This is a genomic window from Streptomyces sp. NPDC048507, assembly GCF_043199995.1.
Classification (GTDB): domain Bacteria; phylum Actinomycetota; class Actinomycetes; order Streptomycetales; family Streptomycetaceae; genus Streptomyces.
Genome location: NZ_JBICWZ010000025.1, coordinates 22,874 through 36,643 on the forward strand (window position 1 = coordinate 22,874; position 13,770 = coordinate 36,643).

The 13,770-nt window shown below is 71.4% G+C and carries 13 protein-coding genes; 8 read left to right on the plus strand and 5 right to left on the minus strand.

What is annotated here, in order from left to right:
* The first annotated feature begins 95 nt into the window (after positions 1-95).
* The 3 genes from ACGFXC_RS35165 to ACGFXC_RS35175 all read left to right on the plus strand — a co-directional run bounded on the left by ACGFXC_RS35165 (position 96) and on the right by ACGFXC_RS35175 (position 3,224).
* Positions 96-1,676: an MDR family MFS transporter gene (locus tag ACGFXC_RS35165; protein WP_393718982.1), complete on the plus strand. Its 1,581-nt coding sequence runs from the start codon at positions 96-98 to the stop codon at positions 1,674-1,676.
* 291 nt (positions 1,677-1,967) lie between these two features.
* The gene (locus ACGFXC_RS35170; RefSeq protein WP_393718983.1) at positions 1,968-2,786 is read left to right on the plus strand and encodes a polysaccharide deacetylase family protein; all 819 of its coding nucleotides are present in this window, start codon (positions 1,968-1,970) and stop codon (positions 2,784-2,786) included.
* Positions 2,787-2,900: 114 nt separating this feature from the next.
* A complete protein-coding gene (locus ACGFXC_RS35175; RefSeq protein ID WP_393718984.1) occupies positions 2,901-3,224 on the plus strand; it encodes a nuclear transport factor 2 family protein in 324 nt (107 codons plus the stop codon).
* 12 nt (positions 3,225-3,236) lie between these two features.
* Here ACGFXC_RS35175 and ACGFXC_RS35180 read toward each other — a convergent pair whose 3' ends face one another.
* Entirely contained in the window at positions 3,237-4,370 is a 1,134-nt protein-coding gene (locus tag ACGFXC_RS35180) for a serine hydrolase domain-containing protein (RefSeq protein ID WP_393718985.1), read from the minus strand.
* A 182-nt stretch (positions 4,371-4,552) separates the two neighbouring features.
* Here ACGFXC_RS35180 and ACGFXC_RS35185 point away from each other — a divergent pair, with 182 nt between their 5' ends.
* A complete protein-coding gene (locus tag ACGFXC_RS35185) occupies positions 4,553-5,185 on the plus strand; it encodes a hypothetical protein (RefSeq protein WP_393718986.1) in 633 nt (210 codons plus the stop codon).
* A 154-nt stretch (positions 5,186-5,339) separates the two neighbouring features.
* Here the strand turns inward: ACGFXC_RS35185 and ACGFXC_RS35190 are convergent, their stop codons facing one another.
* From ACGFXC_RS35190 to ACGFXC_RS35200, 3 genes are all read right to left on the minus strand, one after another.
* On the minus strand, positions 5,340-6,611 hold the full coding sequence (locus ACGFXC_RS35190) for an extracellular solute-binding protein (protein ID WP_393719019.1): 1,272 nt from the start codon (positions 6,609-6,611) through the stop codon (positions 5,340-5,342).
* A 333-nt stretch (positions 6,612-6,944) separates the two neighbouring features.
* Positions 6,945-7,562 carry an SMI1/KNR4 family protein gene (locus tag ACGFXC_RS35195; protein ID WP_393718987.1) on the minus strand — a complete coding sequence of 206 codons (618 nt, stop codon included), beginning with the start codon at positions 7,560-7,562 and terminating at the stop codon, positions 6,945-6,947.
* A gap of 37 nt (positions 7,563-7,599) precedes the next feature.
* Entirely contained in the window at positions 7,600-7,980 is a 381-nt protein-coding gene (locus tag ACGFXC_RS35200) for a DUF192 domain-containing protein (RefSeq protein WP_393718988.1), read from the minus strand.
* A gap of 133 nt (positions 7,981-8,113) precedes the next feature.
* Here ACGFXC_RS35200 and ACGFXC_RS35205 point away from each other — a divergent pair, with 133 nt between their 5' ends.
* Positions 8,114-8,830 carry a prepilin peptidase gene (locus tag ACGFXC_RS35205; protein WP_393718989.1) on the plus strand — a complete coding sequence of 239 codons (717 nt, stop codon included), beginning with the start codon at positions 8,114-8,116 and terminating at the stop codon, positions 8,828-8,830.
* 131 nt (positions 8,831-8,961) lie between these two features.
* Here ACGFXC_RS35205 and mgrA read toward each other — a convergent pair whose 3' ends face one another.
* The gene (mgrA, locus tag ACGFXC_RS35210; RefSeq protein WP_393718990.1) at positions 8,962-9,999 is read right to left on the minus strand and encodes an L-glyceraldehyde 3-phosphate reductase; all 1,038 of its coding nucleotides are present in this window, start codon (positions 9,997-9,999) and stop codon (positions 8,962-8,964) included.
* A 127-nt stretch (positions 10,000-10,126) separates the two neighbouring features.
* On the opposite strand from mgrA, the gene ACGFXC_RS35215 reads away from it, so the two are divergent.
* From ACGFXC_RS35215 to ACGFXC_RS35225, 3 genes are all read left to right on the plus strand, one after another.
* A complete protein-coding gene (locus tag ACGFXC_RS35215) occupies positions 10,127-10,888 on the plus strand; it encodes an isoprenyl transferase (RefSeq protein WP_351820264.1) in 762 nt (253 codons plus the stop codon).
* A 327-nt stretch (positions 10,889-11,215) separates the two neighbouring features.
* Positions 11,216-12,532, plus strand: a complete 1,317-nt coding sequence (locus ACGFXC_RS35220) for a PhoH family protein (RefSeq protein WP_393718991.1) — start codon at positions 11,216-11,218, stop codon at positions 12,530-12,532.
* Positions 12,533-12,948: 416 nt separating this feature from the next.
* On the plus strand, positions 12,949-13,689 hold the full coding sequence (locus ACGFXC_RS35225) for a transglycosylase SLT domain-containing protein (protein WP_393719020.1): 741 nt from the start codon (positions 12,949-12,951) through the stop codon (positions 13,687-13,689).
* The last annotated feature ends 81 nt before the right edge of the window (positions 13,690-13,770 follow it).

Consider the following 13,770-nt stretch of genomic DNA (forward strand, 5'->3'; position numbering starts at 1 on the left):
ACCTTCCCCAGTGTAGTGAACTAGCCGGGCGGCAAGTAAGTGCCCGGCCGCACGAAGGATACGAAGAAGATGTGCCGGGTGCCAGGGGAGTGGACATGAGCGAGACAGTCAAGCAGGACGGGACCGCGGGGGAGGTGAAGCCGCGCAGCGTCCGCGTCGTCCTCATGGCGCTCATGATCGCCATGCTGCTGGCCATGCTCGACAACATGATCATCGGCACCGCGATGCCCACCATCGTCGGTGAGCTCGGTGGTCTCGAACACCTCTCCTGGGTGGTCACCGCCTACACGCTGGCGACCGCCGCCTCCACCCCGATCTGGGGCAAGATCGGCGACATGTACGGGCGCAAGGGCTCGTTCCTCACCTCGATCGTCATCTTCCTGGTCGGCTCCGTCCTCAGCGGCATGGCCCAGGACATGGGCCAGCTCATCGGTTTCCGCGCCATCCAGGGCCTGGGTGCCGGCGGTCTGATGGTCGGCGTCATGGCGATCATCGGCGACCTGATCCCGCCCCGTGAGCGCGGCAAGTACCAGGGCATGATGGCCGGCGTGATGGCCCTCGCCATGATCGGCGGCCCGCTCGTCGGCGGCACCATCACCGACCACCTCGGCTGGCGCTGGGCCTTCTACATCAACCTCCCGCTCGGCGCCGTCGCCCTCGCGATGGTCACCGCCGTGCTGCACCTTCCCAAGAAGAAGGCCAAGGGGAAGATCGACTACCTGGGCGCGGCCCTGCTCACCATCGCGATCACCTCGACCGTCCTCGTGACGACCTGGGGCGGCACCGAGTACGCCTGGGGCTCCGCCGAGGTCATCGGTCTGATCGTCACCGGCGTGCTCTCCCTCGCCGCCTTCCTCTACGTCGAGACCAAGGCCGCCGAGCCGGTCATGCCGCTGCACATCTTCCGCAGCCGCAACTTCACGCTGATGTCCGTGATCGGCTTCCTCGTCGGCTTCGCGATGTTCGGCGGCGTGCTCTACCTGCCCCTCTTCCAGCAGTCGGTGCAGGGCGCCTCCGCCACCAACTCGGGCCTGCTGCTCCTGCCGATGCTGCTCTCCATGATGGTCATCTCGCTCATCGCGGGCCGGATCACCACCAGCAGCGGCAAGTACAAGATGTTCCCGATACTCGGCGGCGCGCTGATGGTCATCGGACTCTTCCTGCTCGCCTCCATGGACACCGGCACCTCGCGCCTGGTCTCCGGCCTCTACATGGCCGTCCTCGGCGCCGGTCTCGGCTTCCTGATGCAGATCACCATGCTCGTCGCGCAGAACAGCGTCGACATGAAGGACATGGGCGTCGCCTCCTCGTCGGCCACCCTCTTCCGCACCCTCGGAGGTTCCTTCGGCGTCGCCCTGATGGGTTCGCTGTTCACCTCCCAGGTGACGGACACCATGTCGGAGCGGCTCGGCCCGCAGGCCGCCAAGGCCGCCGGCTCCGCCCAGCTGGACGCGGCGAGCCTGCAGAAGCTGCCCGAGGCCGTGCGCGACGCCTACCAGCACGCGGTGGCCGCCGGCACGCACTCGGCGTTCCTGCTCGGTGCCTCGATCGCCGTACTGGGCTTCGCGCTCGCCTGGTTCGTCAAGGAGGTCCCGCTGCGGGGCGCGGGTCCGGCCCCGGCCGGCGGCGAGGGCGCCAAGGCCGCGCCGGCTCCGCAGGACTCGCTCGCGCACTGAGTTCCGTATCCGTACGGGACCGTACGGGGCCACGCACACCGAAGGGCCCGGCCCGGGGAGAGATCCCCGGGCCGGGCCCTTCGGCGTGCGCCCCCGCGCCGGGCGCCGCGCGGGAGGCGGGTGGGTGTGGCGAGGTCGAGGGGATGAGTTGCTACGAGTGGGGTACCAGGGGCGTTTAAGGACCAAAGTCCTTATTACCTTCTATTTATGGGGCAATTCAGTGGAACTTCGACACGTCCGAAGGCGTCTTGACCGTCAGAGCGCTCGCACAACGGGATGGGGAGTGGACACATGACGCCTACGCAGAAGCAGAGCGTCCGGGCCCGGTTGGCCGTGGGAGCCTGCGCCGCGGCCGTCGCGGCGACCATCTGGGGCGTGACGGCGCTGGTGGCGCCGGACGGCGGCCACCCGGGCCGGTCCGAGAACGCGGCCGGCCGCGACGGGGACACCACGGGCGACGACGGCGGGCCGGGCGGCCCCGCCGCTCCGGCGGGCCTGCCCGACACCATCGCCCACGCCTCCGAAACCGCCGGGAACGCCGTCAACATCACCATCGACGACGGCCCCGACCCCCGCTGGACCCCGCAGGTCCTGGACGTCCTGGCCCGGCACGACGTGAAGGCCACCTTCTGCATGATCGGCCCGCAGGCGGCGGCCCACCCCGGCCTCGTCAAGAAGGTCGTCGCGGCCGGACACCGCCTCTGCGACCACACCACCTCCCACGACACGGCCATGGACAAGAAGCCGGTCGGCTACCAGGAGGCGCAGATACTCGACGCGCAGAAGCAGATAGAGGAGGCGGCCGGGGGCGGGGCCGGGGTCGAGTACTACCGGGCGCCCGGCGGGGCGTTCACCCCGGACAGCCGCCGGCTGGCCGCCGCGCACGGGATGCGCCCGCTGGGCTGGAACGTCGACACCAAGGACTTCGCCAAGCCCGGCACCGCCGCCATCGTCGCCACCGTCAAGCGCGAGATCGGCAACGGTCCGACGGTGCTCTTCCACGACGGCGGCGGCGACCGCAGCCAGACCGTCGCCGCCCTCGACCAGGTGCTGTCCTGGCTCGCGGACCAGGGCCGCCCGACCGGCTTCCCCGTCCGCACCACCCCCTGACGCGCCGTCCGGGGCGAACGGGTGCGAACGGGTGACGGCGCTTGCCCGGTGCCCGCCCGCGGTGTTCGCTGGTCGCGCACGCGCCGCCGTCCGCACCCCTTGTCAGGAGCCCCCGTGATCGATCCGGCCCAGCTGACCGACCCCGCCGTCCGCGCCTTCGTCACCGCCGTCAACGCCGGGGACAAGCAGGCCTTCCAGAGGGTGCTGACCCCCGGCGCGACCATGTCCGACGACGGCTCCGACCGCGACGTCGCCGACTGGACCGAACGGGAGATCTTCTCCTGCGGCGGCCACATGGCGGTCGCCTCCGAAGCGAGCGGCGGCCGCGCCCTGGTCGTCGACTACCGCAACGACACCTGGGGCGAGATGCGCACCGCCTGGCGGTTCGACGTCACCCCCGACGGGCACGTCAGCCGCTTCGAGACCGGCCAGGCCTGAGCGGCCGTCCGGCTAGAGCCCCCGCGCCACCTTCAGCACCGCCGCCGTCAGCGGACCGTTCTCCGGCCCCACGCCGCCCGGGAAGCCGAAGCGGCGGCGCGTGTACCCGTACGCGACGCCCGTCACCGGATCGGCGAAGCCCAGCCCGCCCGACGCGCCGCAGTGCCCGAAGGCCTCCGGGCCGACCGCGTGCTGCCGCTCGAAGCCCAGCCCGAAGTGGTCCTCCTCCGGCACCACCGCGTCCGCGCCCGGGGTGTGCGGCCGCGCGACCTCCTCGACGGTCCGCGGCTCCAGCAGGGCCGGCAGGCCGTTCAGCCCGCCGATCGCCGCCGCGTACAGGGCCGACACCCCGCGCGCGCTGCCGATGCCGCCGGCCGAGGCCGGGCCCAGCTCCCGCACCCGCGGGTGGTTGGCGTAGCCGACCAGGTCCATCGGGGGTTCGCGGTGCCAGTTGAAGGCGGTCCGCAGCAGCTCGGGCGGCGGGCCGCCCGCGGCGAGCAGCTCCTGCTGCACCGGGGTCGGCGCCATCTCCAGCACCGGCTTCCAGCGCCCGGCCGGCTCCGCCGGCAGGCCCATGTACAGGTCCAGCCCGTACGGCGCCCGCAGCCGCTCCTCGTAGACCTCCTGGAGCGAGCGGCCGGTGGCCCGCCGGACCACCTCGCCCGTCAGGGCGCCGATCACGAAGGCGTGGTAGCCGTACGCCGTCCCGGGCTCCCAGTAGGGCCGGGCGTCCGCCAGCCGGGCCGCGACGAGGGCGTCGTCGGCGATCTCCTCGTACGAGAAGCCCTCCGGCGTGTTGATCAGGCCGGAGCCGTGCGCGACCAGCTGCCGCACCGTCAGCCGCTCCTTGCCGTGGCCGGTGAACTCGGGCCAGTACGAGACCACCGGACGCTCCAGGTCCAGTACGCCCTCCTGGGCCAGCAGCGCCACGACCAGGTGGGCAGCGCCCTTGGTGATCGAGAAGACCCCGGTCAGGGTGTCCGCCCCGGTGTCCTCGCCGCCCCACAGGTCGACGACGACCTCACCACGGTGACGCACCGACAACTGCGCCTCGGGCGAGGCGGACTCACCCGCCACGAAGGCCTCGAACTCGTCCCGGACGAGCTCCCAGCCCGCCGCCACCGTTCCGTTCACCGTCACGCCCATGCCGTCCCCCGGTCATCGCGGGCGATCTTTCCGCCGCCCCGTGGGCAGCCAACCAGAGCCGGTGGGATGGTATTCCTGCCGGATCCGCGAGTGTGTCACCTGTGCGTGGCGGACCCGCTCCTTACGGGTGAACGCGCGCGCGGCGTCGTTCCGGCGCGCCGGAAGGGCCCGTTGGGCGGGGCATGAACCGCACCCGCACCCTCGCCCTCGGCCTCGCGGCCGTCGCCACCGCGGCCCTGGCCCCCGCCCTCGGACAGGGCGCCGCCACCGCCGCCCAGGGCACGGCCTACCTCCAGGACCCGGCCGGGGACGAGAAGGCGATGAAGAAGATGTGGACCAAGGACGACATGCACAAGCTGGAGGGGCAGCTCCGCTTCCACCCGGGCGTGCAGTACCAGACGGTGACCCGGCCCGGCCCCGCGGGCGCCCCCGAGTGGGAGCGGCAGGCGCCCGACCCGAAGACGCTGGCGTGGGAGCCCTCGTACGAGTTCGCCTGGTCGGTCTCCGACTCGACGCTCGTGAAGAAGGCCCTGACCACCAAGGACGGCAAGCACCCGATCGTGGTGCACGCGGTGCTGCGCGACGGCAGGCGGGCCAAGGCGGGGGAGGTGCGCAGGGAACTGTCCGGGCAGCCGGCGACGGGCCGCCAGAAGGTCGCCGGGGGCAAGCGGATCGCCTGCGACACCGGTGAGTACACGGTGGAGTGGTCGCTCACCCGCACCGGCTACGGGACGCTGACGGGCACCCTGCGCTGGGACTCCAGCTGCGAGCAGTACCGCACCGCGTTCTCCTCGGAGCACGGGACGCAGCACTAGGCGGGAGAGACGCCGGGGGAGGCCTGCCGCCCCGGGCACCTTGTGGGTGCTCGGCGGGCGACCGGGCCGTGACCTCGGATCGAGGCCGTCACGGTCATCCTGCCGTACGGGATGGGGTGCGGCAGGGAGGCGAAGGTCCCGGAGCGGGGGGTCTTCAGTGCTTCTTCCCGGCCTGTTCGGCCTTCGCGGACATGTCCTCCAGGATGGCCTTGGGGTCGCCGCCCGGCTCCACGGCCCGGCCGATGCCGCGCTTGATGGTGTCGCTGACCATCACCCAGGACGGGTCGTTGACCGGGTAGAGCTGGGCGCCGCGCAGGGCGGTCAGGAACTGCTCGTCGTTCTTGTCGATGCCGCCGCCCGCGGGGGTGCGGGAGGCCGAGACCGTCGAGGGCAGCAGGTGGTAGCGGCCGGCGAAGTCCGACAGGTTCTTGTCCGAGTAGACGAAGTCGAGGAACTTGCCGATCTCGGCGCGCTTGCCGTTCTGCTTGAACGCCATCATCCAGTCGGCCACGCCGACGGTCGGCGGGTTCTCGCCCGCGCCGAGGCTGTCGGAGACCGGCATGGACACCGTGCCGACCTGGATGCCCCGGGCGCGCGCCTCGTGGGCGAGCGAGGGGTAGCCGTTGACCATGCCGACCTCGCCGCGCAGGAAGGCGGCGAAGGCGTCCGCGCGGTTGAGCTGCGAGGGCGGCGTCGGGCCCGTCAGGCCGGGGGCGACCAGCTGGTCCTTGAGCCAGCGGAAGGTCGCGATGTTCTGGTCGGAGGCCAGGGCGTAGTTGCCGCTGCTGTCGGCGTAGCCGCCGCCGTTGCTCAGCTCCCAGATCAGCGCCTCCGCGTGTGCCTCCTCGGGGCCCAGCGGCAGCGCGTAGGGGAACTTCACGCCCTTGTCCTTGAGGGCCTTGGCCGCGCTCTTCAGGTCGGACCAGGTCTTCGGCGCGCTGACCCCGGCCTGCTTGAAGAGGGCCTCGTTGTAGAAGAGGAGGCGGCTGCTCGCCACGAAGGGCAGGCCGTACAGGGTGTTGCCGACGGAACCGGCCTCCGCGAGGGGCTGCAGGAAGTTCGACTCGGCGGTGATGGACAGGAGCTCGTCCGCGGAATACAGCTTTCCCTGCGCCGCGAAGTCCGAGTAGGAGCCCATGAGGGCCATGTCGGGCGCGTTGCCGGCCTTGACCATGCGGGTGACTTCACGGTCGATGTCGGCCCACGGGAGCAGCTGGACCTCGACCTTGATGCCGGGGTTGGCGGCGGTGAAATCCTTCGTGACCGAGTCCCAGAAAGTCTTGGAACTGTTGCCCGCGCTGTCCCCGTATTCGGCCGCGACCAGGCGCAGCGTGCCGCCGCCGGAGGCCCCGGACTCGGAGCTTCCGCAGCCGGACAGCGGTATCAACAGGCCGAACGCGGCCGCCGCGGCGGCCGCGCCGAACATTCTTCGTTGCACGGGTGGATACCCCTGATTTTCTTTTGAGTCCGGTTGTTACTTATGGGTTGCTCCGGGCCGGGGTGTCCCACCGTGGGCCCGTTGGCCGGAATTCTCTCCCGAGGGCAGGGGGGTTGATTGCATTGGGGCGGAAGTTGTGGGCAATGCTCCAACTGGCGCTTTTCCCTCTGGTGTTTTCCGATATGTGATCCACAATTCGGACGCGCGTAGACATGCCGAAAAGCCCGTTTCCGGCCGGAAAACGGGCTGAGGGGTCGTACGGAGGCTGCGGCTCCGGGCGGCGGCCCGAAACGGCGGGGCGGGGCCGTCGGGGAGGACGGGTCAGTCGGCGAACTCGCCGGCGTAGGGGTCGGGCTCGCCCGTCTCCGGGTTGCGGCCCTCCTGCCAGCGGCGCTGGGCCTTGCGCCAGTGCACGAAGCTGAGGTGGCCGCCGTCCCAGAAGGTGATGCTGACCGGGCTCACGTCGAACTCGTCGGAGCACAGCAGCAGCAGGAATTCGGCCATGCCGTACGGGTGCACCGCGAAGGAGTCGGCGGTGTGCCGCCCGACGACGAGGACCGGCCAGCGGTCCGGGTCGGGGTCGGTGGTGAGCCAGCACAGGATGTCGGAGCCGCCGGTCACCCCCCAGGCGACGATCGCCTCCGGGTCCACGTCGAAGGCGGCCCGGCCGCCCTCGGCCTCCCACGCCTGGCGGGCGTTGGCCGTCTCCTCGGCCATCTCGGCCGGATCCCACTGCAGGCCCGGCTTGGGCAGCGGCAGCAGGATGCTGGCCTCGCCGTTGATGGACCCGGCGCCGAAGCGCCCCATGAACGCCACGAAGTCGGCCGGGAAACGGGTCCCCCAGACGGCCTCGGCCGCCTGCCAGTCGATGTCCTCGTCGGCGCCGTGCGTCGCCGGCATGATCTGCTCCAGCGCCTTGATCCGCGCGTTCTCCGTCATGCCGCTCCCCTGCGCGCCCCTGCTCAACCGCCCCAACCTACCGCCCGCGCGCCCCGGCACCTAGGCCGTGGCCCGGGAGGATCCCGACGACGGTGCCCGGGCGCAGGCCCCAGCCGGCCATTGCGCCCGCCCGCGCCTCCAGCACGTGCCGGGACAGCGGGCGGGGCAGGCCCAGCCGGCCCGGGGCCATGGTCACCACGGCCCGGACCCGCAGGTTCCGGTCCAGGTGGGCCACGTCGATGGGGAAGCGCATCCGGAAGGTGTGCACGCTCGCCGCCGGGGTCAGCAGCAGCGCCCCCTCGATGTCGTCCCGCCCCAGGAGCCCGCGCGTACGGGCCCGGTAGGAGGCCGCGACCTCCAGCGGAACCGCCACCGCACCGACCATGAGGATCCCGTGACCGTCCGCCCACCGCGTCATGGCGGCCACCTTAGGGGGTGCCGGGCGTCGCGGGGCAGGCGGGACTTCGCGGGCACCCCCAGGGCGTGCCCCGTCCGGCGGCGACCCCCGCGACCCCCGGCGGGAGCGGGGCGGCGGGGTCTACCTTCGGCGCATGGGCCACGCCGTGATCGTCCTCCTCGCCGTCGCGTACGGCGCCGCCGCCGGGGCGCTGGGGCTGCCGCGCGCCGCGTACCGGCTGTCCGTCGACGCGGGCGAGCCGTGGCGGGAGCGCTGCCCCGACGGGCATCCGATCGCGGGCTGGCTCGGCCCCGCCCGCTGCGGGGGGCGCCGCTACGGGCCGACCGGGGCCTGGGCGGCCTCGGGGGCCGTCTGCGGGGCGCTCGCCGCCGCCGTGGGGCCGCGCCCGGAGGCCGCGGCGTTCGTCGCGCTCGCCCCGGCCCTCGTCCTGCTGGCCCTCGTCGACCTCGCGGTGCACCGGCTGCCCGACGTGGTGACCCTGCCGCTGGCCGGAGCCACCGCCGCGCTGCTCGGCGCGGCCGCGCTGCTGCCCGGCGCCGCCGGGTCCTGGCGGGCCGCGCTGCTGGGCGGGGGTGCGCTCGGGGCGGCGTACCTGGTGCTGTTCCTGGTCAACCCGGCCGGGATGGGCCTGGGCGACGTCAAGCTGGCGCTCCCCCTGGGGGTCGCTCTTGGGTGGTACGGGTGGGGGGTATGGGCCGCCGGGGCCTTCCTGGGCCTGTTCTACGGGGCCCTGTACGGCCTCGCCCTTGTCCTGCGGGGCCGGGCGACCCGCTCGACGGGCTTCGCCTTCGGCCCCTTCATGGCGGCCGGGGCCCTCACCGGAGTGCTGCTGGGCGGATTCGGAGCGTAATCGTTTCGCGGCAATGCACGCATCACGCTTTACGAAGGGTTATGGTGGAACCCCCCCCTCGGGCCGGTCCGTATCCCCCCCACGGACCGGCCCGTTTTTTGTTTTCCGCGCCCCTCGGCCGAAAGCGCAGGTCAGCCGCGCTGGGCCCAGATGTTGGTGCCGGGGGTGGAGACGGCGAAGGAGTCGATCTCCTTCAGCTCCTCCTCGGACAGCGGTGCGCCGGCCAGCGCGGCCACGTTCTCCTCCAGCTGCCTGACGCTCGACGCGCCGATCAGCGCGGAGGTCATCCGCTCGTCGCGCAGCACCCAGGTCAGGGCCAGCTGGGCCAGCGACTGCCCGCGCCGCACGGCGATGTCGTTCAGGCCGGCCAGGCGGCGCAGCACGTCCTCGGAGAGCAGGTCGGGGTTGAGGGACTTGCCCTGGGTGGCCCGCGAGCCCTCCGGGATCCCCTTGAGGTACTTGCCGGTCAGCAGGCCCTGCGCGAGCGGCGCGAAGGAGATGCAGCCCATGCCGGCCTCCTCCAGGGTGTCCAGCAGCCCGTCCTCCTCCGTCCAGCGGTTGATCATGGAGTACGAGGGCTGGTGGATCAGCGGCCGCACTCCCATCTCGCGCAGGATCCGCGCCGCCTCGGCCGTCTGCTGCGCCGTGTACGAGGAGACGCCGACGTAGAGCGCCTTGCCCTGCTGCACCGCGGACGCGAGCGCGCCCATGGTCTCCTCCAGCGGGGTCTCGGGGTCGAAGCGGTGCGAGTAGAAGACGTCGACGTAGTCCACGCCCATCCGCTTCAGCGAGGCGTCGAGCGAGCCGAGGAGGTACTTGCGGCTGCCCCACTCGCCGTACGGGCCGGGGTGCATCAGGTACCCGGCCTTGGTGGAGAGCACCAGCTCCTCGCGGTACGGCGCGAAGTCCTGGGCGAAGAGCTTGCCGAAGTTGAGCTCGGCGGAGCCGGGGGGCGGGCCGTAGTTGTTGGCCAGGTCGAAGTGGGTCACGCCGAGGTCGAAGGCGCGCCGGAGGATGGCGCGCTGGGACTCCAGGGACTTGTCGTCACCGAAGTTGTGCCAGAGGCCGAGGGAGACGGCCGGAAGTTTAAGGCCGCTGTGGCCGGTGCGCCGGTACTGCATGGAGTCGTAGCGCGAGGGCTCTGCCCGATAGGGATTGTTATCAGTCACGATGTCCTCCCTATCACGGACTTGTGACCGACCGAGTTGGGTACCGGATCCCGCCGCGCAGTAATGTGGCGGCCTCGGGGGAGACCGCAATCCGCACGGGGGCATTGCACGGAGGGGCTGGAAGATCGTGAAGCTGCGCGACCTGGTGTACAGGCTCTACGCACGCCGGGTGGAAGGCCGCCTCGACCATGACGCGTCGCCCAAGCACATCGGCGTCATCCTGGACGGGAACCGGCGCTGGGCCAAGGCGTCCGGAGGCACCACGGAGCAGGGCCACCAGGCCGGCGCCGACAAGATCTCCGAGATGCTCGGCTGGTGCACCGAGACGGACGTCGAGGTCGTCACGCTGTGGATGCTCTCCACGGACAACCTGGACCGGCCGGAGGTCGAGCTCAGGCCCCTGCTGAACATCATCGAGAACACCGTCCGGGGCCTCGCCGAGGACGGTCGCTGGCGCGTCCACCACGTCGGCAACCTGGACATCCTGCCCACGCGGACCCAGACCGTGCTGAAGGAGGCCGAGCAGGCCACGCACGACGTCGACGGGATACTGGTCAACGTGGCCGTGGGCTACGGCGGCCGCCAGGAGATCGCGGACGCGGTCCGCTCGCTGCTCCTGGAGCACGCCGAGAAGGGGACCTCCTTCGAGGAGCTCGCCGAGGTCCTGGACATCGACCACATCGCGGAGCACCTCTACACCCGCGGCCAGCCCGACCCCGACCTGGTGATCCGGACCAGCGGCGAGCAGCGGCTGTCCGGATTCATGCTGTGGCAGAGCGCGCACTCCGAGTACTACTTCTGCGAGGTCTTCTGGCCGGCCTTCCGCAAGGTCGACTTCCTCCGCGCCCTGCGCGACTACGAGGCCCGGCACCGGCGCTACGGCACCTGATCCCCGGGCACCGACGCCCCCTCCGCCCCTCCCGCACCCCTCCCGCGCCCTCGCGAAGCCTTCACCAGGGATTCACCGAGCGTCCGTCATATGCCATGGCATGGCCGCGCTTGTTCGAGGGCATAACCCTGGCAGGTCGACGCCCGATCCACGGGTGTCGAATCTCAGCGGACGGCACAGGGCCGTCCGCCCGGGAGGCCCTTTGCACCAGGACGCGCGTGCGGTTCGCACGGACGGATTGGAGGGCCGGAATTCGGCCCTGGCATGGGTGCCGATGACCGGTCCGGTCTTCATGGCCCGACCTCTTCCGAGGGGGTACGTCCTTCCGTGGTGACCAGCACAAAGCGCCGCCTGCCCGACAGGCGGACCTACGTCCTCGACACCAGCGTCCTGCTGGCAGACCCCAACGCGTTCTCCCGCTTCGACGAGCACGAGGTCGTGCTCCCGATCGTGGTGATCACCGAGCTGGAGGCAAAGAGGCACCATCCCGAACTCGGTTACTTCGCGCGCCAGGCCCTGCGCCTGCTCGACGACTTCCGGGTCCGCTACGGTCGCCTCGACGCCCCCATCCCGCTGGGCGAACTGGGTGGCACGCTGCGCGTCGAGCTCAACCACTCCGACCCGGGCGTCCTGCCCGCCGGCTTCCGGCTGGGGGACAACGACTCGCGGATCCTCGCGGTGGCCCGCAACCTCCAGGCCGAGGGCTACGACGTCACGGTCGTGTCGAAGGACCTCCCCCTGCGCATCAAGGCCTCCTCCGTGGGGCTGCTGGCGGAGGAGTACCGCGCGGAGCTCGCGATCACCGGTGCCGGCTGGACCGGCATGAGCGAGCTCTCCCTCTCCGGGGAGCAGGTGGACCTCCTCTACTCCGAGGAGCGCCTCTACGTACCGGAGGCGGCGGAACTGCCCGTGCACACCGGACTGGTCATCCAGTCCGAGCGCGGCAAGGCCCTGGGCCGGGTCACCGCCGACGGGAACGTGCGGCTCGTGAAGGGCGACCGCGAGGCCTTCGGGCTGCACGGCCGCAGCGCGGAGCAGCGCATCGCCCTCGACCTGCTGCTCGACCCGGACATCGGGATCCTCTCGATGGGCGGCCGGGCGGGCACCGGAAAGTCGGCGCTGGCCCTGTGCGCGGGCCTGGAGGCGGTCCTGGAGCGCAGGCAGCACCAGAAGGTGATGGTCTTCCGGCCGCTGTACGCGGTGGGCGGCCAGGACCTCGGCTACCTGCCGGGCGACGCCGCCGAGAAGATGAGCCCCTGGGCGCAGGCGGTCTTCGACACCCTCTCGGCGGTGGCCGGGCGCGAGGTCATCGAGGAGGTGCTGGGCCGCGGGATGCTGGAGGTCCTGCCGCTCACGCACATCCGCGGACGTTCGCTGCACGACGCCTTCGTGATCGTGGACGAGGCCCAGTCGCTGGAGCGCAACGTCCTGCTGACCGTCCTGTCCCGGATCGGGGCCAACTCGCGGGTGGTCCTCACCCACGACGTGGCCCAGCGGGACAACCTGCGCGTCGGCCGGTACGACGGAGTGGTCGCCGTCGTTGAGAAGCTGAAGGGGCATCCGCTCTTCGCCCACGTCACGCTGACGCGCTCCGAGCGCTCCCCGATCGCCGCGCTGGTCACCGAAATGCTCGAAACGCTCTGACCGGCACCGATCGCCCACCGGGCCCGAAAGGGTCAAAAACCCCATAGCGGGAAGGTGAGTTGGCGCCGCCCGGCAAAGGCCCAGGAGCCTAGCCGGGCGGCGTCGTGCTGCACAGGGGTTTGCCGAAAACAACGCCGTCGCACCAGGTGTGACCTTTCCCACGCAACGTGGAATTGCCCTGCGGCGTCGGGGTCCGGCAGAGTCTGTTTTCCGTCAGGCCCCGCATACGGCACACCTGTATCTCCCGTTGGGATACGCGCAGCACCACAACTCCACAGCCGATGTCCGTATGCCGCCCGGTTTCACGTGGCAGCCCCCGCAGGGGAGTTGCCCACGGGCCCGTGTCTCCAGTGACCGCACCTCCCCGGAGACCAGTGTCGAGGGGCACTCTCGCGCCCGCGCGGTCACTGCGGACGCTGCTGGAAGGACACCGTGTGAGCCGGATTTCGGTCCGGGGGTTCGCAGTGGCTTCGGCCACCGCGGTCACCACCGTCGGCGCAGTCGTCGGCGTCGCCACTGGCGACGCCGCCTCCTCGAACGACCTCGAGACCACCGCGTCCGGTGCGAGTCTGCTCACCGAGATTCCGGTCGGCGAGCAGGCCCAGGTCCAGAGCGCGTCCCTGACGCAGCAGGCCGACGCCATCGCCCACGCCGCCGACACCGACGCCAAGCGTTCGGCGGAGGAATCGGCGCGCATCCAGGCCGCCGAGGACGCCAAGTCCAAGAAGGCCGACGCCGAGAAGGCGGAGAAGGCCAAGAAGGACGAGGCCGACGCCAAGGCGAAGAAGGAGCGCGACGAGAAGGACCAGGTCGCCAGCCGGTCCGCCTCCCGCGATGCCGGTGACTTCCCCCTCCAGGGTTCCTACACGGTCTCCCAGGTCAAGGCCATCGCGCAGCAGCTGGTCCCGTCGGGCCAGTTCCAGTGCTTCTCCAACATCATCAACGAGGAATCCACCTGGAACTACCAGGCGGTCAACTCCTCTTCGGGCGCCTACGGCCTGGTCCAGGCGCTCCCCGGTTCCAAGATGGCCTCGGCCGGCTCGGACTGGCGCACCAACCCGGCCACGCAGATCAAGTGGGGCCTGGGCTACATGAACGAGCGCTACGGCAGCCCGTGCAGCGCCTGGAGCTTCCACCAGGCCAACGGCTGGTACTAGCGGTACCGAAGCGGCCCCGGGCCGCTGCGGCTCCGAGGAGCCCCCCACCGTTCCGCGGTGGGGGGCTCCTCGCGTGTACGG

Bases quoted from the DNA above. Each gene is read 5' to 3' on its own strand.
- ACGFXC_RS35205 (WP_393718989.1), top strand. From the start codon at position 8,114: ATGGGCCACGCCGTGATCGTCCTCCTCGCCGTCGCGTACGGCGCCGCC.
- ACGFXC_RS35165 (WP_393718982.1), top strand. From the start codon at position 96: ATGAGCGAGACAGTCAAGCAGGACGGGACCGCGGGGGAGGTGAAGCCG.
- ACGFXC_RS35200 (WP_393718988.1), bottom strand. From the start codon at position 7,980: ATGACGCGGTGGGCGGACGGTCACGGGATCCTCATGGTCGGTGCGGTG.
- ACGFXC_RS35190 (WP_393719019.1), bottom strand. From the start codon at position 6,611: ATGTTCGGCGCGGCCGCCGCGGCGGCCGCGTTCGGCCTGTTGATACCG.
- ACGFXC_RS35170 (WP_393718983.1), top strand. From the start codon at position 1,968: ATGACGCCTACGCAGAAGCAGAGCGTCCGGGCCCGGTTGGCCGTGGGA.
- ACGFXC_RS35180 (WP_393718985.1), bottom strand. From the start codon at position 4,370: ATGGGCGTGACGGTGAACGGAACGGTGGCGGCGGGCTGGGAGCTCGTC.
- ACGFXC_RS35185 (WP_393718986.1), top strand. From the start codon at position 4,553: ATGAACCGCACCCGCACCCTCGCCCTCGGCCTCGCGGCCGTCGCCACC.
- ACGFXC_RS35195 (WP_393718987.1), bottom strand. From the start codon at position 7,562: ATGACGGAGAACGCGCGGATCAAGGCGCTGGAGCAGATCATGCCGGCG.